Source organism: Kribbella jejuensis, assembly GCF_006715085.1.
Classification (GTDB): domain Bacteria; phylum Actinomycetota; class Actinomycetes; order Propionibacteriales; family Kribbellaceae; genus Kribbella; species Kribbella jejuensis.
Genome location: NZ_VFMM01000003.1, coordinates 111,389 through 134,766 on the forward strand (window position 1 = coordinate 111,389; position 23,378 = coordinate 134,766).

Annotated in this window: 22 protein-coding genes; 14 read left to right on the top strand and 8 right to left on the bottom strand. The window is 69.7% G+C overall.

What is annotated here, in order from left to right:
* From groL to FB475_RS28220, 3 genes are read left to right on the top strand one after another with little or no spacing between them, the layout of a single operon-like run.
* Positions 1-1,650: a chaperonin GroEL gene (gene groL, locus FB475_RS28210; RefSeq protein ID WP_141860033.1), complete on the top strand. Its 1,650-nt coding sequence runs from the start codon at positions 1-3 to the stop codon at positions 1,648-1,650.
* A gap of 7 nt (positions 1,651-1,657) precedes the next feature.
* Positions 1,658-1,957, top strand: a complete 300-nt coding sequence (locus FB475_RS28215; RefSeq protein ID WP_238332487.1) for an ArsR/SmtB family transcription factor — start codon at positions 1,658-1,660, stop codon at positions 1,955-1,957.
* Positions 1,958-1,984: 27 nt separating this feature from the next.
* The gene (locus FB475_RS28220) at positions 1,985-3,127 is read left to right on the top strand and encodes an MFS transporter (RefSeq protein ID WP_141860037.1); all 1,143 of its coding nucleotides are present in this window, start codon (positions 1,985-1,987) and stop codon (positions 3,125-3,127) included.
* Here FB475_RS28220 and FB475_RS28225 read toward each other — a convergent pair.
* The gene (locus FB475_RS28225) at positions 3,093-3,671 is read right to left on the bottom strand and encodes a TetR/AcrR family transcriptional regulator (RefSeq protein ID WP_141860039.1); all 579 of its coding nucleotides are present in this window, start codon (positions 3,669-3,671) and stop codon (positions 3,093-3,095) included. The two genes, FB475_RS28220 and FB475_RS28225, sit on opposite strands and share 35 nt — an antisense overlap.
* 72 nt (positions 3,672-3,743) lie before the next feature.
* On the opposite strand from FB475_RS28225, the gene FB475_RS28230 reads away from it, so the two are divergent.
* On the top strand, positions 3,744-4,826 hold the full coding sequence (locus FB475_RS28230; RefSeq protein WP_141860041.1) for a serine hydrolase domain-containing protein: 1,083 nt from the start codon (positions 3,744-3,746) through the stop codon (positions 4,824-4,826).
* Here FB475_RS28230 and FB475_RS28235 read toward each other — a convergent pair.
* The gene (locus FB475_RS28235) at positions 4,795-6,264 is read right to left on the bottom strand and encodes an alkaline phosphatase PhoX (protein ID WP_141860043.1); all 1,470 of its coding nucleotides are present in this window, start codon (positions 6,262-6,264) and stop codon (positions 4,795-4,797) included. The two genes, FB475_RS28230 and FB475_RS28235, sit on opposite strands and share 32 nt — an antisense overlap.
* Before the next feature lie 158 nt (positions 6,265-6,422).
* On the opposite strand from FB475_RS28235, the gene FB475_RS28240 reads away from it, so the two are divergent.
* Positions 6,423-6,815, top strand: a complete 393-nt coding sequence (locus tag FB475_RS28240) for a hypothetical protein (RefSeq protein ID WP_141860045.1) — start codon at positions 6,423-6,425, stop codon at positions 6,813-6,815.
* A gap of 186 nt (positions 6,816-7,001) precedes the next feature.
* Here FB475_RS28240 and FB475_RS28245 read toward each other — a convergent pair whose 3' ends face one another.
* Positions 7,002-8,270 carry a S8 family peptidase gene (locus FB475_RS28245; RefSeq protein ID WP_141860047.1) on the bottom strand — a complete coding sequence of 423 codons (1,269 nt, stop codon included), beginning with the start codon at positions 8,268-8,270 and terminating at the stop codon, positions 7,002-7,004.
* A gap of 48 nt (positions 8,271-8,318) precedes the next feature.
* Here FB475_RS28245 and FB475_RS28250 point away from each other — a divergent pair, with 48 nt between their 5' ends.
* The 3 genes from FB475_RS28250 (at position 8,319) to FB475_RS28260 (ending at position 12,186) form a co-directional block, all read left to right on the top strand.
* Entirely contained in the window at positions 8,319-11,051 is a 2,733-nt protein-coding gene (locus FB475_RS28250; RefSeq protein WP_202878571.1) for a CHAT domain-containing protein, read from the top strand.
* 65 nt (positions 11,052-11,116) lie between these two features.
* Positions 11,117-11,719, top strand: a complete 603-nt coding sequence (locus FB475_RS28255) for an RNA polymerase sigma factor (protein WP_141860049.1) — start codon at positions 11,117-11,119, stop codon at positions 11,717-11,719.
* The gene (locus FB475_RS28260) at positions 11,716-12,186 is read left to right on the top strand and encodes a hypothetical protein (protein WP_141860051.1); all 471 of its coding nucleotides are present in this window, start codon (positions 11,716-11,718) and stop codon (positions 12,184-12,186) included. Before FB475_RS28255 ends, FB475_RS28260 begins: the two co-directional genes overlap by 4 nt.
* Positions 12,187-12,223: 37 nt before the next feature.
* Here the strand turns inward: FB475_RS28260 and FB475_RS28265 are convergent, their stop codons facing one another.
* The 3 genes from FB475_RS28265 to FB475_RS28275 are packed head-to-tail and all read right to left on the bottom strand — an operon-like array spanning position 12,224 to position 15,138.
* On the bottom strand, positions 12,224-12,655 hold the full coding sequence (locus tag FB475_RS28265; protein ID WP_141860053.1) for a VOC family protein: 432 nt from the start codon (positions 12,653-12,655) through the stop codon (positions 12,224-12,226).
* Between the two features lie 9 nt (positions 12,656-12,664).
* Positions 12,665-13,486, bottom strand: coding sequence for an IclR family transcriptional regulator domain-containing protein (locus FB475_RS28270; RefSeq protein WP_141860055.1), 822 nt, complete (start codon positions 13,484-13,486; stop codon positions 12,665-12,667).
* Between the two features lie 38 nt (positions 13,487-13,524).
* Entirely contained in the window at positions 13,525-15,138 is a 1,614-nt protein-coding gene (locus FB475_RS28275; protein WP_202878572.1) for an amidohydrolase family protein, read from the bottom strand.
* Positions 15,139-15,326: 188 nt separating this feature from the next.
* Here FB475_RS28275 and FB475_RS28280 point away from each other — a divergent pair, with 188 nt between their 5' ends.
* From FB475_RS28280 to FB475_RS28300, 5 genes are all read left to right on the top strand, one after another.
* The gene (locus FB475_RS28280; RefSeq protein ID WP_202878573.1) at positions 15,327-16,457 is read left to right on the top strand and encodes a CaiB/BaiF CoA transferase family protein; all 1,131 of its coding nucleotides are present in this window, start codon (positions 15,327-15,329) and stop codon (positions 16,455-16,457) included.
* Entirely contained in the window at positions 16,450-17,295 is an 846-nt protein-coding gene (locus tag FB475_RS28285) for a citryl-CoA lyase (RefSeq protein ID WP_202878574.1), read from the top strand. The genes FB475_RS28280 and FB475_RS28285 overlap by 8 nt, the downstream gene beginning before the upstream one ends.
* 10 nt (positions 17,296-17,305) lie before the next feature.
* Positions 17,306-18,169, top strand: coding sequence for a DODA-type extradiol aromatic ring-opening family dioxygenase (locus FB475_RS28290; RefSeq protein ID WP_141860057.1), 864 nt, complete (start codon positions 17,306-17,308; stop codon positions 18,167-18,169).
* 73 nt (positions 18,170-18,242) lie between these two features.
* Positions 18,243-18,602 carry a hypothetical protein gene (locus FB475_RS28295; RefSeq protein WP_141860059.1) on the top strand — a complete coding sequence of 120 codons (360 nt, stop codon included), beginning with the start codon at positions 18,243-18,245 and terminating at the stop codon, positions 18,600-18,602.
* Positions 18,603-18,611: 9 nt separating this feature from the next.
* Entirely contained in the window at positions 18,612-19,625 is a 1,014-nt protein-coding gene (locus tag FB475_RS28300; RefSeq protein ID WP_141860061.1) for a quinone oxidoreductase family protein, read from the top strand.
* On the opposite strand, the gene FB475_RS28305 is transcribed toward FB475_RS28300, so the two are convergent.
* Entirely contained in the window at positions 19,603-20,274 is a 672-nt protein-coding gene (locus FB475_RS28305) for an ATP-dependent Clp protease proteolytic subunit (RefSeq protein ID WP_141860063.1), read from the bottom strand. The two genes, FB475_RS28300 and FB475_RS28305, sit on opposite strands and share 23 nt — an antisense overlap.
* Before the next feature lie 78 nt (positions 20,275-20,352).
* A complete protein-coding gene (locus FB475_RS28310) occupies positions 20,353-21,279 on the bottom strand; it encodes a nucleoside hydrolase (RefSeq protein ID WP_141860065.1) in 927 nt (308 codons plus the stop codon).
* Between the two features lie 58 nt (positions 21,280-21,337).
* On the opposite strand from FB475_RS28310, the gene ftsH reads away from it, so the two are divergent.
* On the top strand, positions 21,338-23,359 hold the full coding sequence (gene ftsH, locus FB475_RS28315) for an ATP-dependent zinc metalloprotease FtsH (protein ID WP_238332488.1): 2,022 nt from the start codon (positions 21,338-21,340) through the stop codon (positions 23,357-23,359).
* The last annotated feature ends 19 nt before the right edge of the window (positions 23,360-23,378 follow it).

The following is a 23,378-nucleotide window of genomic DNA, read 5'->3' on the forward strand; positions in this document are numbered from 1 at the left end:
ATGGCCAAGGAACTACGGTTCAACGAAGACGCGCGCCGGCTGCTCGAATCCGGGGTGAACGCCCTGGCCGACGCGGTCAAGGTGACGCTGGGGCCGAAGGGCCGCAATGCTGTCCTGGAGAAGCTGACCGGGCCGCCGACGATCACCAACGACGGGGTGACGATCGCCCGCGAGATCCAGCTCCGCGAACCGTTCGCGAACATGGGCGCCCAGCTGGTCAAGGAAGTCGCGATGAAGACCAACGGCGTGGTCGGCGACGGTACGACCACCGCGACCGTCCTCGCCCAGGCGATGGTCCGCGAGGGCCTGCGCGCGGTCGACGAAGGCGCCAACCCGATGCGGGTACGCCGGGGCATCGAGCAGACCGTACCGGTGGTGGTGGCGACGCTGCGCTCCTGGGCGGCCGATGTCGGCGGCGGGCAGGACCTGCGAAACATTGCGACGATGGCGGCCGGTGACGACGAGTCGATCGGCGAGGTGATCGCCGAGGCGGTCGAGCGGGTCGGGCGGACCGGCGTCGTCAGTACCGAGGAGTCCGACGGGCTCGGACTGTCGGTCGAGGTCGTCGACGGGATCGAGTTCGACCACGGCTACACCTCGGCGTACATGGTCACCGACAAGGAGCGGATGGAGGCTGTGTACGAGCGGCCGCTGATCCTGCTCACCAACCGCAAGATCAACCAGGTACAGGACATCATGCCGACGGTCGAGGTCGCCAAGCGCGCGGACCGGCCGCTGGTGGTACTGGCCGAGGACGTGACCGGGCCGGCGCTGCAGTTCCTGGTCGGCGGCAACATGCACGGCACGATGCAGTCGGTCGTCGTCCGGGCGCCGGGGTTCGGTCATCGGCGGATCGCCGAGCTGGAGGATCTGGCGGTGGCGCTCGGCGGGCACGTGATCGCGCAGGACACCGGGTTGGAGCTGGGCGAGGTCGCGTTGGAGCACCTCGGTACGTGCGACCGGATCACGATCAGCGAGAACGGTACGACGATCGTCGGCGGGCACGGTGATCCCGCGGTGGTCGAGGCGCGGCTGGCGCAGCTCGAGACGCAGTTCGAGCGGGCGCGGATCGACGCTGACCGGGACAGCCTGCAGCTGCGGATGGCGCGGCTGTCCGGGCGGGTCGCGGTGATCCGGGTCGGGGGCGCGACGAGCGTCGAGCTGAAGGAGCGGATGCTGCGGGTCGAGGACTCTCTCGCGGCGACTCGTGCCGCGGTCGAGGAAGGTGTGGTGGCGGGCGGCGGTACGGCGCTCGTCCAGGCGCAGGACGCGGTGTCACGCGTCGAGCTGACCGGTGACGACGCGATCGGCCGCGAGGTCGTCCGGCGGGCGCTGCGCGAACCGCTGCGGTGGATCGCGATCAACGCCGGGTACGACGGCGACGAGGTCGTGAAGAAGGTCGCGGATCTGCCGCTGGGGCAGGGGTTCAACGCGCTGACCGGACAGTACGGCGACATGTTCGACGAGGGTGTGATGGATCCGCTGAAGGTGACACGCGCGGCGTTGGAGAGCGCGGCATCGATCGCGGCGTTGCTGATCACGACCGAGACCGCGGTCGTCGAGGAAGTCATCGGCAACCCCGGCGCCATTCACGCCCCCGGCTTCGGCGACCTCGCCGAGGGCATGATCCGCCCGTCGAACATCTACTGAGCTGACAGTGTCCGAGCCCGCGGTGTCGGCTGGGCCGACGAGGCGCGAGTTGGCTGCCGCGGCTCGGACGTTCGGTCTGCTGGTGGCACCTGTCCGGTTGCACCTGCTGTGGCTGGCCGCGCAGGGGTCGTACGACGTCGGCACGCTGGCGGCGCGGGCCGGCGTCAGCGTCGCGACGGCCAGCCAGCACCTCGCCAAACTCCGCATCGCCGGCCTGATCACGGTCCGCCGCGTCGGCCGGCAGCACTTCTACACGGTCGCCGACCCACGGGTTCTCCGGGTGCTTCGGGAGGTGCTGGACGATTAGATGGTAACCAGCGGTACCATCTAGCGCATGAGGGTTCCGGTGCGGCGGTTGTGGGTGGCGGTGCTGTGCGGATATCTCGCATTCGGGGCGGCGTTGCAGGTGTTGCCGACGTACGTGCCGGGCAAGTTCGGTGGGGGTGCGCTGGTCAGTGGGACCGCGATCGGGATCGCCTTCTTGGCGACGGCGTGCGGGCGGCCGTTCGCCGGATGGTTGGCGGACGCGGGGTGGTCGCCCCCGGTGGTCGTCACTGGGGGAGTCCTGGCGGCAGTTGGTGGCCTCGGGCAACTGCTTGCGCCTTCGCTGCCTGTGTTGCTGTTCGCCCGCCTCGTGATGGGTGCGGGGGAGGCGGCGTTGTTCTCGGCCGCCCTACCGTGGGTCCTGTCCGGCACCCGCACCGCCCAACGCGGGCGATTGGCCGGCTGGTTCGGCCTCTCGATGTGGGGCGGCCTGGCCGCCGGCCCGGTCCTGGCGACGCTCCTCACGAAGGCGACAGACTCCGCGACGGCGGTGGTTTGGTGGGCGGTTGTTCTGCTGTGCCTGGCGTCGGTTGTACTCGTGCTGACGACACGTGGCGAGCCGGGGCGGGTGGTTGGGCGGATCGTTCGGGTGCGGGAGTTGGTGCCTGTCGGCGTTCCGTTGCCTGGGGCAATCATTGGGCTCGCGGCCTACTGCTACGGGACCGTCGCCGCCTTGCTGGTGCTGCGGTTGCGGGCGGCTCACCTGCACGTCGACGGCTTCGCGTTGAGTGTGTTTGCGGGGGCGTTTCTGCTGCTGCGATTCGCCGGAAGTCCGCTCGTTGACCGGTACGGCGGACGCGTGGTGGCGGTGGTGACGATCGCGGTGGAGATTGCCGCGCTGGTGGGAATCGCGCTCGCGGACGGACCGGGGCAGGCGATCGTCGCGACCGCGTTCGCCGGGTTCGGGATGGCGTTGATCTACCCCGCCTGCGTCTCGCTGACGCTGGATCGCGTGCGGGGACTGCGGCCCGGGGTGTCGATGGGGGTGATGACGTCGTTCTGGGACCTCGGCGTGATGGTCGCGGGTCCGCTCGGTGGGCTGATCGCCGAGCGCGCCGGCTTCCGTACGGCGTTCCTGGTCGCGGCCGGGGCGGGACTCGCGTGTATCGGCGTACTGCTCAGAATGCCGCGTCGAGCAAGGTCTCCACGATGACCCGCGCCTCCGCGCCGAGCCCGGGATCCTGGTCGATCGCGCTGATCAGCGTTGCGCCTTCGAGTACGACGACCAACTGCCGCGCAGTCACCGCAGGATCGCGCGCGCCGACGAGCAACCGCTCGAACAGCTCCCGGTAGAACCGTAGATGATCCTGCGCGAGCCGCCGCGGAGCCGCGTCCTGGGCGCGGTCCTCGGTCGCCGCGTTCATCATCGCGCAGCCGCGGAACCCCGGCTCGGCGTACCAGGTCGCGATCAGGTCGAACACCGCCAGGATCTGCCCGCGCCCTGCCGGCGCACCGGCCACGGCTTCGTTGTGCCAGGCCCGGACGCGTCGGGTGCGGTCCAGCAGTACGGCTTCGACCAGCCCCTCCTTGGAACCGAAGTTCTTGTAGATCGTCAGCTTCGACGCGCCGGCCGCCTCGACGATCTCGTTGATCCCGGCCGCGTGGATCCCGCGCCGCCCGAACACCTCCGCGGCCGCCTTCAGGATCCGGGCGCGGGTCGCCTCCGGGTCGAGTCGTTCCCCAGCCTTCACCGGCATCGTGCCACCACCTCCACGGGTCCACCCTACCGAGCTGGACCAAGATAAGAACGATCAGTACTATCAACTCCCATGTGGGAACAAGTAGCCGAGGCGTTCGAGCGGAACTTCACCGAACACGGCGAGCTGGGCGCGGCGTTCGCCGCGTACCACCGCGGCGAACTGGTGGTCGACCTGTGGGGCGGTACGGCGGACCCCGAGACCGGCCGCCCGTGGGACCGCGACACGATCCAGCTGATGTTCTCCGGTACGAAGGGCCTGACCGCCGCGTGCATCCTGCTGCTCGTACAACGCGGGCTGATCGCACTCGACGATCCGCTCAGCCGCTACTGGCCCGAGTTCGGTGCCAAGGGCAAACAACTCACGACGGTGGCGCAGGTGCTGTCGCACCAGGCGCGGTTGCCCTGGGTCGAGGCGGGGTACGCGGACCTCCTGGACCACGAGGCGATGGCGGCACACCTGGCCGCGCAGGCGCCGGCGACGGATGCTCGCGCGGGGTTCGTCTATCACCCGATCACTTGGGGCTGGTTGCTGGACGAGCTGATGCGGCGGGTGGATGGGCGGACCGTGGCGCAGTTCTTCGCGGACGAGTTCGCGAAGCCGCTCGAGTTGGAGGTGTGGATCGGGTTACCCGAGGAACTGCACTGGCGGGTCGCGGCGATGGTCGCGCCGCCCGGCGTCCTCGTCGACGGTCCGTGGACCGAGCTGAACCGGCCGAACCCGTTGTGGATCCCAGGTGCCGAGAAGATCTGGAACAGCCCGGAATACCGGTCCGCCGGGTTGTCCGCGGTCGGTGGCTACGCGACTGCGCGCGGGATGGCGAAGTTCTACGCCTCACTGCTCGATGCAGCTGGAGTGCTGAGTCCGGAGACGGTCGAGCTCGGCCGCCGGGAGATCCGCCGCGGCGTCGACCCGACGTGGGGGAGTCCGATGCGGTACGGGGCAGGCTTCGAGTTGCAGGCCGGAGACGGCCGGATGGGCGATGAACCGGACGCGTTCGGACACGCGGGAGCAGGCGGTTCCCGGCACGGCGCGTGGCCGGGCCGGGAAACCACCTTCTGCTATCTGATGAACGAGGTACGCGTCGGACCTGACGCGCGCCCGGTCAACCTGCTCGAAGCGCTCAGCCGAGGTAGTCGCGCCACGGGCCGGTGATCGCGAGCGTGATGCCCGGCGTCTGGATGTTGACGAACAGGACCTTGCCGTCCGCGGAGAACGACGGCCCGGTGAACTCGGAGTCGTTCAGCATGTTGCGGGCGATCGCGTACGTCGGCCCGCCCGGCGTGGCGCTCAGCACGTGGCTGCTGGCGTTGCCGTCTTCGGCCAGCACCAGCGAGCCCCACGGGGTGACGGTGACGTTGTCCGGGCTGTCGAAGTTGTAGTCGTCGTACTTCGCGTCCGGGCCGAGGTCGGCGGCGGCGTTGTCCGGGAAGTACGTGACCAGCTGGATGGTCTCGGTCTTGTAGTTGTAGAACCAGACCATGCCGTCGTGCGGGACCGCGTCCTTGGGCAGGTCCGCCGTACCGGACTCGGCGTACGAGTTCACGACGTACACGCCCTGCTTGGTGCCGAAGACGCCCTCGAACTTCTTGCCCCGGGTGATCTGACCGTCGGTGAACTGCTTGCGCACCGACGTCGTGGTGCCGTCCCGGTCCGGCACCGCGACCCACTTGACCCGGAACGGCCGGAGCAGCTGCGCGGAGGTCAGGTATGCGACGTCCGGGATCGGCTTGCCGTCGTCTCCCAGGATGGCCAGCGCCTCGAGCGTGCCGAAGTCCTTGTTCTGCAGGTCCTGCCAGCTGCGCGGGCCCAGCTTGTAGCCGCGCGGCGCGGTCCAGCGGTAGAACGTTCCGTTCGGGCCGGAGGCGTCCTCGGACAGGTAGACATGGGTGCGGTCCTCGTCGATCGCGAGCGCCTCGTGCGCGTACCGGCCGAGGGCCTTGAGCGGGACCGGGTGCGCGGTCTTGCCGTCGCCCCAGACCTCGAAGACGTACCCGTGGTCCTTCAGCCGGGTGGTGCCGTTGGCCTTGTTCTCGGTCTCCTCGCACGTCATCCAGGTGCCCCACGGGGTCGGGCCGCCGGCGCAGTTCGTCAGCGTGCCGGAGATGCCGACCCACTCGCCGAGGTTGGTGCCGTCCCGGTCGACGTCGATGACCGTGCAGCCGCCGGCCGCGCCGACGCCGCTGTCGTAGACAGTGCCCTCGATCTGCGGTACGCCGAGCTCGCTCGCGCTGCCGATCTCGTGGTTCTGGATCAGCTGGTAGCGGCCGTGGTTCGCGGCGAACACCGCCGTACCGTCGTGTAGGGCCGGGGTCGGGTGGCCGCTCTTCAGCTTGGTCTCGCCCGCCTTGGTGACGATCTTGTACTTGAACCCGGCCGGCAGCGCGAGGATGCCGTTCGGGTCGTCGAGCAGCGGCGGGAAGGGCCGGTGCTGCGGGAACGGCGCTCCGCCGTTGCTGCCGTTGCTGCCGTTGCTGCCGTGTGATGCCGGCGCGGCCTCGGCGAGCGTCGGCACGGCGCCGACGGTGGTGAACCCGACCCCGGCGGCACCGGCGGCGGCACCACGGAGGACGGAACGACGATCGACAGACATGGTGTGACTCCTTGGCAATGACGGTTCCCGAGGTCTGGATCCTTCCGGGCGTGGGCTGCCGGACGGGAAACACCAGGTGAACTGCTCTCAGCCAACTCTCAGTTCCGGCACTGCAACGAACGGTGACCGTACGGCGTCTAGGCTGAGAGGTGATCGCGATGCGCAAGGTACTGATCATGGCCGTGGCGACGAGTGCGATGGTGGTTGCGTGCGGCAACGAATCGACGAGTGGAGGACAACCGTCCATGACGCCGAGCACGAGTAGCAGTTCCGAACCGGCGACGCCGTCAGGGGGTCTGGTCGAGCAGGCCAAGGCCGACCTGGTGAAGCGGCTCGGCGTCGACGCCGCCGCGATCAAGGTGATCAGTTCGGCCGAGGTGACCTGGCCGGACGGCAGCCTCGGCTGCCCCGAGCCGGGCATGCGCTACGCGCAGATGCTGGTGAACGGGAACCGGACCGTTCTGGAGGTCGACGGCAAGCAGTACGCGTACCACTCGAGCGCACACCGGGCGCCGTTCCTCTGTGAGCATCCGACGCCGAGCGTTCGTTGAAAACTTTCCTGATCACCGGGTGTATCAACCCGCGCCGAGGGTGACTCCGCAGAAATGTGGGGGAAGCCTTCGGGCCGTTGCAGGGGGGAGGGCGGCGCGGGGCTGCGTAGAGGGGGAGCCTGACGCGGTGCGGAGGGTCCGGTTGGTCAGGCCGGAGGTCCGCACCGCGTCGGCGCGTCACGCTTTCTACGGGAGGGATGCGAGCGCGTCGCCGGCCCGCAGGACCGGACCAGTACCCGGCTCCGGCTGCGTGAGGGCGAACGCGAGCAGCGCGTCGGCGGCCTGCTTGGCCGACTCGCCGGTGACCGACATCCGGCCGGCGATCAGGCCGGCCACCAGCGGCGTCGCGAACGAGGTACCGCTCCAGCGTGCCATGCCCTGGAACGAGCGCAGCTGACCGGTGTTCGGCGGTTCGGTGCACTCGTAGTCGCCGGTGAGGAAGGCGTTCACCAGGTTCGTGCCCGGTGCGTACACGTCGACCCAGCCGCCGAAGTTGCTGTACGACGCGCGGTCCCGCCCGTTGTCCGCGAGCGCGCCGACGCCGACCGACTCCGGGAACGCGGCCGGCCAGAAGTAGTCCCTGGTCGACTCGTTGCCCGCGGCGGCGACCAACGCCAGGCCGTTGATCCGGTCCAGCCGGGTCTTGATGAACACGTCCAGCCCGAGCGGCGCCAGGTTGTGGCGGGTCCGCGTCCCGGCGGACAGGCTGATGATGTCCGGCGCCAGGTCGAGGACCTCGTCGAGCGCCTGTGCGAGGTCGAACTCCCAGATCGCCCCGGCGCTGGTGAAGTAGCTCTTGACAACGATCTCGACGTTGCGTGCGACCGCCCGCAGCACACCCGCGATGAACGTGCCGTGCCCGGCGTACGGCCGGATCCGCCCGGAGCCGTCGAACGCGTTCTCCGGGTCGCCGGTGACACCGTTCAGCCAGTACGCCGCGGGCGCGTCCGACCAGCCGACGTCGAGTACGACGACCTTCACGCCACGGCCGTCCGCGGCGCCGCCGGACAGCAAGGGTGTCGGCAGCACCGGGTCGGGCGGAATGCCGGGCGGTACCTCCTCGGGTTCCGTCGCGGGACAGGGGCTGACGCTCGGGCAGACGTAGAACAGGTGCTCCGGTGTCACCACGCCGCGGCCGAGCCGCAGGTCGGCGTACCGCAGGAATCGTTGGGTCGGCGAACGATCTTCGGGAGCCTGCTCCGGGACCCGCTCCGGCAGCAGCAGCCGGGTGACGCCGCCGATCCCACCCTCGGCGGGCTGACCGCCCTCGAACAGCTCGATCACCCGCGTGAGGTCCTCGTCGCGGACCAGGACGACGCCGGTCCGGTACAGGTACTCCGCGCCCTCGGGCTCCTTCTCCCAGGCGGGTGGGTAGACCTCGACCTCCTTGCCGAACGCCTCCAGGATCAGTTCGATCTGGGCGACGTACTTTCGTTGGCTTGATTGATTTTCCATCTCCTGATTTCCCCCCTCGCGCTACGAAATGCTCGTTATCATTACAGAGTGCCACCGGCCGGGGGGAGTGCTGAGGCGGTAGAAAATCTGCTGCCGCTCGCGTTGTCGCGCCCGCACGACGCGATCGCTTCCGCACGTACCGTGCTGGCGGCGGCTCCCGCCACGGTCGAGGCCTCGATCGCGCATCAGGCGTGGGGGATCGGGTTGCGTCAGCTCGGCGACGTGCCGACAGCGGTTCGCGAGTTGCGGACCGCACTGCGGCTGGCGGAGCAGTCCGGGCGGTCGGAGCGCGAGGCGGATGTTCTTGCCACGTTGGGCGCGACGCTCGGGCGGGCCGGTCGCAGTCGTGAGGGGCTCGCGAGGCTCGATCGGGCGGTGCAGCTGAGCCGGGGTGCGTTGACGGGGCGCGTGCTGTTGCGGCGGGCCGACGTACTGCTCGTGCTCGGGCGGCATCGCGAGGCGCTCGACGATCTGCGCTCGGCGATCTCGCGGTTGCGGCGGTCCGGCGATCAGGTCTGGGAGGCGCGGTCGCGGAACTACCGCGGCTTCATCCAGCTCGCACTGGGCGGGACGAAGCGGGCGGACGCTGACTTCGCGGTGGCGGAGAAGCTGTACGCCGCGACCGGGCAGGAGTTCGAGTACGCCGAGGCGCGGCAGAACCGTGGTTTGGTCGCGTACTCGCGGGGGGATCTGCCGGCCGCCCTGCGGTACTTGGACGAGGCCGGGCGGCGGTTCGCTGCCGTCGGGGTGGTGTGGCCGGATCTGGCGATCGACCGGTGTGGGGTGTTGCTGGCGGCGGGGCTCGGCGCCGAGGCGGTTGCCGAGATGGATCAGGCTCTCGGTGCCTTTGGTGGTCCGGCGACCAAGCGAGGAGAGCTGTGGTTCGCGGCGGCTACTGCTGCGCTGGCCGCGGGGGATGCGGCAGGGGCGCGGGAGCGGGCGGAGCGGGCGCGGCGGCTGTTCTCCGCGCAGCGGCGTGAGTGGTGGGCTGTTCGGTCGGCAATGGTCGTGCTGGAGGCCCGGTATCGGTCGGGCGAGCGTGGTGAGGCGCTCCTGCGGCAGGTGAGTTCGGTGGCTCGGCGGCTGGATGCGTTGGGTGCGTCGGAGGCGTCGGCCGCGCATCTGCTGGCTGGGCGGTTGGCTTTGGATGTGGGACGGATTCGGGCTGCTGATCGGCAGTTGGAGTTGGCCGGTCGGCACAGCAAGGATGCGCCGCCGATCGCGCGGAGTGCGGCGTGGTTGGGGAAGGCGTTGCGGGCCGAGGCGCGCGGCGAGGTGCGGTCGATGTTGTCGGCGTGTGCTCGTGGGTTGGATGCGCTGGACGAGCATCGGTTGACGATGGGGGCCACTGAGCTGCGGGCGTTGGCTACCGGGCAGGGGGCTGAGCTGGCCGAGTTGGCGCTGCGGGATGCGTTGCGGCGCGACGATGCGCGGCGGTTGCTGCTGTGGGGCGAACGGTGGCGGGCGACGGCGCTCGGCGTACCGCCCGTTCGGCCGCCTGACGACGAGCAGTTGGTCGCGGAGTTGGCTGCTTTGCGGGACGTCGTACGACGGTTGGACGCGGCGCCGGATCCGCTGTTGGACAAGGAACGCCGCCGCCTGGAGAAAGCAGTCCGCGACCGAGCCCTCCGCGCCGCCGGCGGTTCCCTCGAACGGACAACCCGCTTCGACATCTCCGAACTGATCGAGGCCCTAGGTCGAACAGTCCTCATCGAACTCATCGAGATCGCCGGCACCCTCCACGCGGTATTGGTAAAAGACGGCAACCTCACCCGCCACGAGGTGGGCCCGCTCGCAACAGCCGCCCTGGAAGTAGAACGCTCCCGCTTCCGCCTGAGGCGGCTGGCCCACGCCCGCCCGACGGGCGGGAGAACCGCCGGCCCGGGCGGCAGCCCGGTCGCGCAGGACGGTTCCTGGGACGTCGCGCCGGGGGGACCGGATGGCGGTCGGCCAGCCGCCCCGGGCGGCGGCTCTCCTGGCTCGTCCGGCGGCGGGCGGGGCACCTCTTACACCTCCTCTCCGGGGCCTTCGTTGGAGGTGCTTGGGGAGCGGTTGGCGGCTGCGATTCTGGGACCTGCGCGGGGATTGATCGGGGATCGGCCTGTCGTGGTTGTGCCGCCTGGGAGGTTGCAGGCTTTGCCTTGGGGGATGGTGGTGGGGGATCGGGCGGTGAACGTCGTGCCTTCGGCGGCGGCCTGGTTGCGGGCGCGGCGGTTGCGGCCGCCAACGGATCGGCGGGTGGTGCTGGTGTCGGGGCCGGGGTTGTCGGCCGGTCGGGCGGAGGTGATGCGGCTGGCCGAGCAGTACCCGGACGCCACCGTCCTCGCCAACGGCGACGCAACAGCCGAGAAGGTACTGCGTGCCCTCGACGGCGCCTGGATCGCGCATATCGCCGCCCACGGCACGTTCCGCTCGGACAGCCCGTTGTTCTCGTCGTTGCGGCTCGACGACGGACCACTCACCGTGTACGACTTCGAGCGGCTCCGCAGAGCGCCGTACCGGATGGTCCTGTCGAGCTGCGACTCCGGCCTGGCGAAACCGGTCGGCGCGGACGAGCTGCTCGGGTTGAGCAGCAGTCTGATCCCGCTCGGCGCCGCCGGCATCCTGGCCAGCGTCGTACCGGTCAATGACCCGGCGACCGCACCCCTCATGCTCGCCCTGCACGAGAACCTCCGCGACGGACAGTCCCTCGCGGAAGCCTTCGCAACAGCCCGCCGGGATGCCCGCGGCGACCCGGTGGCAGACGCGGCGGGCGGGTCGTTCGTTGCGCTCGGCGCCTGATGTATCACCAATGGTCCGGAGTGCTCTGTACCAGTAAGAGAGCGCTCCGGTGAGAGGGGGACGGCATGCGGGACGATCCGACGGTCGTCGACCTGGTCACCAGGGCCAGGGACGGCGACAAGTCCGCCTGGGACGAGCTGGTCGTGCGGTACGCGCCGCTCGTCTACTCGATCTGCCGGCGGTACCGGTTGCCGCAGCCTGACATCGACGACGTCGGGCAGAGCGTCTGGCTGCGGCTGGTCGAACACCTGCCCGGCCTGCGCGAGCCGGCCGCGCTGCCGGGCTGGATCGCGACCACGACCCAGCGCGAGTGCTTTCGGATGATCCGCGCGACCAGCCGGGTCGAACCGGTCGACCTCGCCGACTCGCCGGACGTACCCGAGCAGGCGATCGCCGAGGAAGAGGTGCTGCGGCACGAACGCGGCACGATCCTGCGGACCGCGTTCGGCGAGCTGTCGCGGCGCTGCCAACAGTTGCTGTCGTTGCTGATGCAGGACCCACCGGCGCCGTACGACGAGATCAGCCGGCGGCTGGACCTACCGATCGGCAGCATCGGCCCGAACCGGGCGCGGTGTCTGGGCCGGCTCCGGCAGACCCCCGCGCTGCTGCGGTTGGCCGCCGATGGACCCGATGGACCTGATGGACCCGACGAGGCAGCGAGGAGGTGAGATCCGTGATGAACCCGGACTGGAACGACGACGAAAAGTTGATCGAGGCCTTGCGGGCGGCACTTGCCGCCGCGGACGACGTACCGGCTGCGTTCGTCGAGGCCGGCAAGTCGGCGTTCGCCTGGCGGACGATCGACGCGGAGCTGGCGGCGCTCACCTACGACTCCGCGCTCGAACCGCTGGACGCGGTGGCGATCCGTTCGGAGAGCGCGATGCTGCGGTCGCTCACGTTCGCCTCGGACGGGTGGACGGTCGAGGTGGAACTCACCCCGAACGCCGTCCTCGGTCAACTCGACCCACCCGAGGTCGGCACGGTCACCGCCCGCGGCGACGGCGGCGAACTGGCCACCGCGGACATCGACGAACTGGGCTTCTTCGTGCTCGGCCCACCGCCGGCCATTCCATACCGTTTGGTATGCACCACGCAGTCCGGTACGACGATCCTCACCGGGTGGATCACGCCCTAGCGGCCTCGATACGCGAACGGATCCAGGTGTACGGCGGTCAGACGGCGAACACCTGGGAGTCGTCCGCGAACGCCTTGAACTCCAGGGCGTTCCCGGCCGGATCGAGGAAGAACATCGTCCACTGCTCACCGGTCTGCCCCTGGAACCGGACGTACGGCTCGATCACGAACTCCGTCCCGGCCGCCTTCAGCCGCTCCGCGAACTGCTGGAACTCCTCGACGGCGAGGATCAAACCGAAGTGCGGCACCGGTACGTCGTGCCCGTCGACCGGGTTGTGGATCCGCTGCGGCCGGGCCGGCGCGAGGTGCGTGACGAACTGGTGCCCGCGCAGGTTCCAGTCGATCCACGTCTCGGAACTACGACCCTGCTCGAGCCCGAGCACGTCACCGTAGAACGTCCGCGCAGCATCGAGATCGTCGACCGGCATAGCGAGGTGGAAGCGAGGGATGGGGGAGTCGAGAATTGTCATACCGGCAATTCAAGCAGTCGTCTCGTGGCGTTGTTCGATCTCGACGTGCGGCCGGGACTGCCACAGCGCCCACTCGGCGCTGACATCTCCCGCCGTGCGCAACAGCAACGGCAGATGGTCGTGGAGCAGCGTGTCGACCGTGGTTTCCGCGGCGTGGACCGTCACGTTCATCGCGGCGCGGACGGTCCCGTTGCCGTCGCGTACCGGTGCTGCGACCGAGCGGACGCCGGGCGCGAGCTCCTCGTCCGCGAGCGCCCATCCACGCGCCCGGATCTCGGTCAGCTCGTCGCGCAGTTGGTCCGCGCTGCGGCCGATGTACGGCGGGAGGCCGGCGCGGCTCGGTTGCGCCAGTACGTCGGCCAGTTCGTCCGGGGCGAGCGCAGCGAGCAGTACCTTGCCCTGCGACGTCTGCGCCGCCGGGAAGCGGGTGCCGATGTCGACGCGGAGCGCGATCAGCTTGGGCACCGACACGCGGGCGACGTACACGATGTCCGAACCGTCGAGCTGCGCCATCGACGACGACTCGCCGGTCCGCGCGACCAGGGACTCCAGGTGCGGTTTGGCGATGTCCCACAGGCCGAGCGAACCGACGTAGGCCATCCCGAGCGTGAGCACCTTCGGCGTCAGCTGGAACGAGCCGCCGGTGGTGCGGACGAAGCCGAGCTCCTCCAGCGTCAGCAGCAGTCGGCGCGCGGTCGGCCGGGCGAGGCCGGCCGCGGTCGCGACCTCGGACAGCGACATCGTGCGGTGGTCGGCGTCGAAGCAGGCGAGCACGTCCAGCCCGCGAGCCAGCGACTCGACGAAATCCGGACCCGCGCCACGGCCTGCCATCTGTCCTCCTGTCGTTGCCTACTGCTCACTAGGTTTCACTACGGTGCACCGAAGATGGTGCCACGTGCCTCCCGGGTCGAGTCGGACTTGTAGTCCGTGTACTGATACGGGTTGTCCAGCACCTCACCCTTCGGCAGCTCCGGGTTCATCCCGCTCTTCCACGCGTCCTCGCCGAGCGTGGACCGCAGGTACTCGACGGTCGCCTCGACCTCCCGTCGTACGGCGGCCAGGTCGCAACCGACCAGCTGGTGGTCCTGTTTCACGATCCGGCCGTCGACGATCACCGTGTGGACGTCCCCGCGCTGCGCCTGGAACGCGACCTGCCCGTACGGGTTGATCAACGGGAACGACACCGGCGACGCGTCGTTCTTGATCAGGATCACGTCGGCGGTCTTGCCCGGTTCGAGGCTGCCGAGGTCGTCGCGGCCGAGCGCCCTCGCGCCGCCGCGGGTCGCCCAGTCGACGACGTGCTCGGCGCGCAGATGGCTGTGCGTCACGGTGGCGCCCTTCATGTGCGCCTCAAGGTGTTCGCGGGCGCGGTCGGCGCCGAGCGTCGCCCGCATCGCGCTGAACAGGTCGCCGCTCCACCAGACGCTGGTGTCCATCGACAGCGACACCGGGATGTGGTGCCGCCGGACCTGCCAGGTCGGCGGGTAGCCCTGGCCGGCGCTCTGCTCGGACTCTGTGGAGACCGAGATCGAGCCGCCGGTCGCGGCGATCCGCTGGTACGAGTCGGTGGTCAGGGTGGCGGAGTGTACGTAGATGTTCTTCGGCGTCATGAAGTCGTTCTCGTGCATCAGCTTGATGCCGTTGTCGTTGGTCGCGCCCCACACGCCGGCGTGGGTGGTGACGGCGAGGTCGAGCTCGCGGGCGACCTCGAACGCGGCGCGCTCCGGGAACGCCGGGTCGCCGGTGACGTCGAACGCGAGTTGCAGACCGATGTCGTCGGCGTCCTTGAGGCGTTCGAGGAAGGCGCGGACGGACGGGTCCGCGGTCCACTCCCACGGGCCGGCCTGGATGTTGCCGTAGGCAAGCACGAACCGGCCGGGTACGGCGCGGAGCGCGTCCACGGCGGCCTCGGCATGGTCCACGCTCTGCAGGCCGTGCGACCAGTCGACCGTGGTGGTCACCCCGGCCTCGAGCGACTCCCACGCTGACGTGAGGTTGCCGGCACGGATGTCCTCGGGGCGGAACGCCTTGCCGTGCTCGAGGTAATACCAGACGAAGTACTGCGTGAGCGTCCAGTCGGCGCCGTACGCGCGCATCGCCGTCTGCCACATGTGCCGATGGGTGTCGATCATCCCCGGCATCACAATCCCACCGGCCGCGTCGATGCTGTACGTCCCCTCGGGCACGTCGAGCTTCTGCCCAACCCCGGCAATCCGACCGCCAACAACCAAAACGTCGGCATCGTGCAGCACGGTATGCCGATCATCCATCGTGAGCACAGTCCCGCCCCGCAACACCACAGCCCGCCCACCCACCGCTGACCCCCCGCCCCACCCCGCCGCACCCTCGGCCTGCCCGGACGGGGTGCTGCCGCCCGCCGCGCCCCGAGCGTGCCCGGACGGGGTGCCGCCGGCCGCACCTTCCGCCTGCTCCGGCGTAGCGGCGGCGCCGGCTGCCTGACTCGGGGTTTCGTTCGTTGTCATGATCCCCTCCAGCATTTTCGGACATGCGTCCGTATCACGGTCGACGGGGCGCTGAGGCTCACTGTGTGCTGGCTGTCCGGCGCTGTCAAGGGTTCGCGATGAGCGGTTGACAGGCCGGATTCAGCGGCTGAGACTGAGGCGGTCGAAGACTGCGGACAGTTGTCCGCGAATGTTCGCGGGAGGTTTGGGTGACTGGTCCGTTGGCGGGGCTGTTGGTGGCGGACTTCTCGCGGATTCTCGCGGGGCCGTACGCGACCATGTTGCTCGCGGACCTCGGGGCGGAGGTGATCAAGGTCGAGGCGCCGGCCGGTGACGACACCCGGTCCTGGCAACCGCCGGTCCGGGACGGCGTCTCGACGTACTACCTCGCGGTGAACCGGAACAAGCGGTCGATCGCGCTCGATCTGAAGGACCCGGCGGATCTGGCGGCGGCACAGGAGCTGGCGCGGCGGGCGGACGTACTGGTGGAGAACTTCCGGCCGGGTGGGTTGGCGCGCTTCGGCCTCGACTACCCGTCTGTTGCCGAGGGCAACCCGGGGGTTATCTACGCGTCGATCAGCGGATTCGGGTCCGGGCCGCGGGGTGCCGCGCTGCCCGGGTACGACCTGATCGTGCAGGCGATCTCCGGGTTGATGAGCCTGACCGGCGATCCGGACGCCGAGCCGTTCCGGGCCGGGATCTCGGTGTTCGACGTGATGGCCGGCCTGCACGCGACGATCGGCGTACTGTCCGCGCTGCACACGCGGGCGGAGAGCGGGCGCGGGCAGCACGTCGAGGTGAACCTGTTGTCGTCCGCGTTGTCGGGTCTGGTGAACCAGTCCAGCGCGTACGTCGCCGGTGGCGTCGTACCACAGCGGATGGGGAACAGCCATCCGAGCCTGTTCCCGTACGAGCCGTTGCCGTGCGCCGACGGGGACCTGATCATCACGGCCGGGAACAACGGGCAGTTCCGCAAGCTGGTCGAGGTCCTCGGGGTGCCGGACCTGGCCGACGATCCGCGCTTCGACCGCAACGAGAAGCGGACGGCGAACCGCGACGAGCTGCGCCCACTCCTGGTCGAGCGGCTCCGCACCCGCACCCGAATGGATTGGTTCAACGACATCATCGCCGCCGGCGTCCCGTGCGGCCCGATCAACACGGTCGATGCCGGCGTCGCCTTCGCAGAAGACATCGGCCTGGACCCGGTGGTGACCGTCGACGGCATCCCCACCATCCGCAACCCGATCACCTTCTCCACCACCGCACCGACGTACCGCCTCCCCCCACCATCCCTCGACGAACACGGCACCGACCTGAGGAAGTGGCTGACAAGTGACTGACGAACCGACGCCCACCTCACCGCCGTCCGGGCCCGTCGGCTCGCCGACGCCGAAGCGCGCGGCGGCGGTGCCGAGCTTTCCGACGTCGCTCGGTACGTCGACGGCGGACGAGATCCGGTTGCTCGGGCAGGACCTGACGGCGGACCTGATGGGCAAGGTCGGGTTCGGTGAGCTGGCCTTCTGGCTGGTGGCGATGCGCCGTCCGACACCGTCCGAAACCCGCGTCTTCGAAGCTGTTCTGGTAGCCCTCGCCGACCACGGTTTCACGCCCACCGCGATCGCCGCCCGCCTCACCTACCTGTCTGCGCCCGACTCCCTCCAAGGCGCCCTGGCCGCCGGGCTGCTCGGCGGCGGCAGCCGCTTCCTAGGCGTAACCGAAGACTGCGGTCAATTCCTGGATGCGGCCTTGGGAGAAGAGCTTCCAACGGATGACGCAGGTTGGGACGCCCTCGCGTTGCAGATTGTCCAACAGTCCAAAGTGAGCGGGACGTTCATTCCCGGGTTGGGGCATCCGGTGCACAAGGTGCAGGATCCTCGGACGCCTGTGTTGATCGGCATCGCGAGGGACGAAGGCCTGGAAGGGCCACATCTCAAGCTGTTCCAGGCTATTGGGCGGGTGCACGAGCAGGTGCTCGGGCGGCGGCTTCCTCTGAACGGTGCGGGGGTGTGTGGGGCCGCGCTGGCCGACCTCGGGTTGCCGGTGGAGCTGCTGCGGGGCTTCGCCTTGCTGGCGCGTGCCGCCGGCTTGCTGGGGCAGATTGCCGAGGAGCGGCGGCGGCCTATCGGCATGGATGCCTACCTGACCATCGATCGCAACGCCGAGTACGTCGAACCTTAAGGAGCACCAGATGGCCACAGTCGCCGCGGTGATCGCCTCCACGCACCATCCGTTCTACTACCGCGCGAGCACCGCGACCGGCGCGGACCGCCCGCCGTTCGCCGACGAGTGGGTCGCGAAGATCACGGCGTTCCGCGAGACCCTCACCAAGGCGCGCCCGGACATCCTGGTGATGGTCGGCAGCGACCACTTCCACCAGTTGTGGCTGGACAACATGCCACAGTTCCTGGTCGGCAAAGCGCCGTACTTCGACGCCAACTGGTACAACGAGGAACGCGAGTTCGGCCTCCCGCGGATGCGCCTGGCCGGCGACGAGCAGCTCGCGGCGCACATCCTCCGCAACGGCCTGGACGCCGGCTTCGATCTTGCCTTCAGCAACGAACTGCGGATCGACCACAGCATCACCTGCCCGATCATCACGCTCCGGCCGGACGCGGACCTGCCGATCGTGCCGATCTACACCAACATCTTCGCGCCACCGCTGCCACGGCCGGGGCGGTTCGTCGAGCTGGGCCGGACGATCCGCCAGCTGGTCGAGTCGTGGCCGATCGACAAGCGGGTGGCGATCATCGGTACCGGGCACCTGTCGCTGGAGCTCGGCGGCCCGCGGCAGTTCGGTGCGCACGGGCCGGATCCGGAGTTCGACCGCAAGGCCGTCGACTGGATCGCGAGCGGTGACATCGACGGCTGCCTGTCCGAGGTGACGCTGGACAGCCTGCACCTGCCCGGCAACGCGACGCACGGGTTCATGGACTTCATGCTGATGATGGGCGTCGCGGGCGCCGGTGCGAAGGCGGATCACGTGGACTCGCTCGACCTGTTCCACACCATGGAGGCGTACTTCACCTGGTATCCGAACGGAGCGCCGTCGTGAACGAGCGAAGCGAGTTCAGCAACCAGCAGAGCAGCATTTGCTCAGCCGCGCCCGGAGCGAAGCGAGGACGCGGATGAGCAAGTACCTGCTGAACAAGTTCCTCTACACGGTCGACCGGGACCCGGAGCTCGTGGAGCGGTACCGCAATGATCCGGCCGGTACGGTCACGTGGTGGGAGGCGGAGGTCGCCAACCAGCTCCTGAACTGCGCGGTCCCGGAGCGGTCCACGTGGCAGTCGTTCACCGACGCGGAGCGCAAGGCGTTGCGGGAACACGATCACGTGGCGCTGTTCGAGCTGGGTGCGCACCCGTTCCTCACGCTGACGTTGTTCATCGCGATGTTCGAACGCGATCACGGACCCCTCGAGTACCAGAAGGCGTACGGACGCGCGCTGCAGACGCACTCGTTACCCTATCCGGACATCGCTACCTGAGGAGGCCGCGTGCGAGCCGCAGTACTGCACACCCACGGTGAACCGCCGACCCATGCGGATCATCCGGATCCGGTCGCGGGTGCGGGTCGCTCGATCGTCCGCGTGACGGCGGCGCCGATCGTGCCGCTCGATCTGTTGTGCGCTTCCGGTACGTCGTACTTCGGCGCGCCGGCGTTGCCGTACGTACCGGGTGTGCAGGGCGTCGGCGTGGTGGAAGAGTCCGCGACGGTCGCGCCCGGGACGCGGGTGTTCTTCGCGACGTCGGCCGGCATGGCGCCCGGCGACGGCAGCCTGGCCGAGCGGGCAGCCGTACCTGACGAGGACTTGGTCGCGCTGCCGACCGAGCGCGACGGGGAGCCGACGGGGGAGTCCGGCGATGCCGGGGTCGCTGATGCAGCTGTCGCGGCGATCGGGCTCTCCGGGGTGGCCGGGTGGATGACGTTGACGTGGCGCGCTGGGATGCAGGTGGGGGAGCGGGTGCTGGTGCTCGGTGGCGGCGGCGCGGTCGGGCAGGTGGCGATCGGGGCCGCCAAGGTACTCGGGGCGTCGCGGGTGGTCGCCGTCGTACGGTCGGACGCCTCGCGGGAGCGGGCGCTGGCAGCGGGAGCCGACGAAGTAGTTGCCCTGAGCGACGATGTGGACGAGTTGACGGCCCGGTTGGGCGAACCGGCGTACGATGTGGTGATCGATCCGGTGTTCGGGGTGGCGGCGACGGCGGCGGCGCGGGTGCTCGCGCCGGGCGGGCGGTTGGTGAATCTCGGTGGATCGTCGGGCGACGAGGCGGTGTTCTCGTCCGCGGTACTGCGGAGCAAGTCGGCGAGCGTACTGGGCTACACGAACAACGCTCTGACCGCGGCGCAGCGGCACGACGCGTTGACCGCCGTACTCCGGCACGCCGCGGCCGGTGCGATCCGGGTCGCCCACGAGACCGTCACGCTCGCCGACGTGCCGGACGCGTGGACCCGGCAATCCACAGGAGCGACTTCCGGTCGGTTGGTCCTCACCTTCCCAGCAGCTCAGTGACGAGGCCGTAGGTCTGCGCTTCCTCGGCGGAGAGCACCCGGCCGCTGGTGAGGTCTTCGGTCACCTCGTCGGCGGTGCGGCCCGTGGCTTGAGCGATGAGATCGCGGAGCCGCGCGATCTCGCGTTCGTGCTGGGCGGCGAGCGCGGTCAGCTCGTCGGCCGTGCCGTTCGCGGTGAACGGCGGAACCGACAGCACGAACATCGCGTGCTGGTGAGCCTGCCGTTGTTCACCGGCGGCGAGCACGGCGACCGCCGGACCACGAACGGTGCCACGGGCAACGACGTGGACCGGGCAACCGATCAGGTCGATCGCCGCCGCGACCGAGAGCGCCGCGTCCAGCTCGGACTCCGTCGACGACAGGTGCACCCTGATCGGTTCGTTGCTCTCAGCATCCAACAGCAGGAGCTGTGCTGCCACATGATTGGCCAGCCCGTCATCCAGCCGGCCGCCGACCAGAATCACCCGCTCCGCCAGCAACCGATCGGCCAGTTCCCGCTCCACCGTCACCGATGCGGGCTCGTACCAGGTCGGCAGGATCGGCTGGGGCGGATCCGAGGGTTGCGGGCCTCCAGGCTTCGCGGGCTGCCACGGCCCGGGAACCTCGGGTCGCTGCGGCGGCCAGGTGGCGGTCGGCTTCTCGACGTACATGTGTCCTCCTTCGACAGTTCCAGCCTGAAGCAGGTGGATGCTGAGGAGAAGGTTGTTCCGCTGTCAGCAGACGGATGGTCAGCTCAGCACGGAGACGGCGCGGATGATCCTGTCCCAGAAAGCATCGCGGTTCAGGTGCGTCGCGATGTGGGCGTTCGGCGGGCGGCCGGTGTAGCCGTCGAGGTCGACGACCGTGGCGCCCGCGGTCCAGACGCCGGCGGTTTCGACGACGAGATTCGCTTCGACACAGTGCACGATCCCGGGGTCGATGACGCGCGCGACGGCGACCGGATCGTGCAGCGGTGGGGACGGGAACCCGAACAGATCGCGGTACGTCGAGGCGAAGAACGTCATCCACTCGATGCACACCCGCGCGAGCGGCGTACCGATGCGGGTGAAGCGGGCGAGCACGTCCTGGGTCACCAGCGCCTGGTGGGTGACGTTCAGCCCGCACATGGTGAACGGGATACCGGAGCGGACCACCAGGTCGGCCGCCTCCGGGTCGACGTACGCGTTGGCCTCGGCGAGTGGGGCGATGTTGCCGCGGTCGGTCGAACCGCCCATCCAGACGATCTCGGTGATGTTGGCCGCCGCCTCGGGCGCCGCGGTGATCAGCCGCGCGATGTTCGTCAGTGCCCCGGTAGCCACGATCGTCGCAGGAGTACGCAGTACGTCGACCAGCAGCTCCTGCGCCGAGAGGTCGGACTCCGGCACCGACGGCGAATCGGTGAACGTCGGTCCGTCCAGCCCGGTCCCGCCGTGGACGTCGTCGGCGATCCGGAGCGGCCGGACCAGGGGCCGATCGGCCCCACGCGCCACCGGTACGGACGCGGCCCCGGCCAGCGACAGCACCCGCCGGGCGTTCAGCGTGCACTTGTCGACGGTCTGGTTCCCGGCGACAGTGGTGACCGCCTGCAGCGAGACAGCGGGATCGGCGACGGCGAGCAGGATCGCCAGGGCGTCGTCGTGGCCGGGGTCGCAGTCGAGGATCAGGGGCGTAACCATGCGTCAGCCTATGTCAACCTGCTTTGTGGAGGTTGCTGAAGGTCCTATGTTTGGCAGCATGAGCGAGAAGGAACCGCCGGCCAAGGACCAGGCCTCGGAGCCGAACGGCGCCGACCGGAGCGGCGACCGCAAGGACGACAGGCCGCCGCACAAGCCGTGGCGGACCGAGGGGCTGCCCGCCGGGCACGGGGACGACAAGCCCCGTGGGCCGCGCTGGTGGAAGTGGGCGGCGTGGATCCTCGGCGGCTACCTCGTGCTGTTCCTGCTCACCACGATGCAGGACCAGATGTCCGGCGCCGAGCAGACGATCGCGTACACCGACTTCACCGCGCAGGTGCAGAAGCAGAACGTGGCCGAGATCTTCTCCCGCGGCGACACCATCGAGGGCCGGTTGAAACAGGCCGCCGAGGTGCCGGGCAAGTCCGGCCAGACGTTCACCAAGTTCACCACCGAGCGGCCGACGTTCGCGAACGACAACCTGTACGGCGACCTGCAGAAGGGCGGCGCCACGGTCCGGGCGACGCCGGTGGTCGCGCAGCGCGGGGTGCTGGTGAACCTGCTGATCTCGCTCGGCCCGTTCATCCTGATCGCGGCGTTCTACTTCTGGCTGTTCCGGCGGAGCCGGGCCGGCGGCGGACTGGGCGGCGGAATCGGCGGGCTGCTCGGCGGGAGCGGTCAGCAGAAGAAGCCGGTCGACCCGAGTACGGTCCGGGTGACCTTCGCGGACGTGGCCGGGATCGACGAGGTCGAGGCCGAGATCGAGGAGGTCGTCGACTACCTGAAGGATCCGGGCAAGTACCGGCGGCTCGGGGCGCGGGCTCCGAAGGGCGTGCTGCTGGCCGGTGCGCCCGGTACCGGCAAGACGCTGCTCGCGCGGGCGACCGCGGGTGAGGCCGGCGTACCGTTCTTCTCCGCGAGCGCCTCGGAGTTCATCGAGATGATCGTGGGTGTCGGCGCGAGCCGGGTCCGGGAGCTGTTCGGCGAGGCGCGCAAGGTGGCGCCGGCGATCATCTTCATCGACGAGATCGACACCATCGGCCGTGCCCGCGGCGGTGCGCGTTCGGTCGGCGGGCACGACGAGGGCGAGCAGACGCTGAACCAGATCCTCACCGAGATGGACGGCTTCTCCGGGGCCGAAGGTGTCGTCGTACTCGCCGCCACCAACCGTCCCGACGTACTCGACCCGGCCCTGCTGCGCCCCGGCCGCTTCGACCGGACGATCACCGTGCACGCACCTGACCAGCCGGGCCGCGAGGCGATCCTGAGGGTGCACGCCCGGGGCAAGCCGCTCGCGCCCGACGCGGACCTGGCGGCGCTGTCCCGCTCGACACCCGGCATGACCGGCGCCGACCTCGCGAACCTGCTGAACGAGGCCGCTCTCGCGGCGGCCCGCCAGGGCGAGTCGCAGATCACGATGCGGGACCTGACCGACGCGCTGGAGAAGATCCAGCTCGGTACGGCGCGGAACGTCGTGATGCCGGAGGAGGAGCGGCGGCGGACGGCGTACCACGAAGGTGGTCACGCGCTGCTCGGCATGATCCAGAAGGGCGCCGACCCGGTCCGCAAGGTGTCGATCATCCCGCGCGGGCGGGCGCTCGGGGTGACGCTGTCGACGCCGGAGGCGGACCGGTACGGCTACGACGTGGAGTACCTGCGCGGCCGGATCATCGGCGCGCTCGGCGGGATGGCGGCCGAGCAGGAGGTGCTCGGCGTCGTCACCACCGGCGCGGAGAGCGACCTGGAGACCGCGACCCGGATCGCCCGCTCGATGGTCGGCCGCTGGGGCATGTCGGAAGCGATCGGCCCGGTCTCGGTCCTCCCCGCCGAGGGAGACGCCCGCATGGCCGGCGTCTCCGATCAGCTGCTCAACACGGTCGACGAAGAGGTCCGCCGCCTGATCGAACAGTGCTACACCGAAGCCCGCCGCCTGCTCCGCGACAACCGCCCCAAACTCGACTCGATCGCCGCCGAACTCCTCGAACACGAAACCCTCGACGAAGCCGACGCCTACGCCGCCGCCGGCATACCCCGCACCACCCGCCTCCCCGAACCCCAGCCCGCCCGACGCGACCCGGTCTAGTTCACCGCAGGAGGACCGA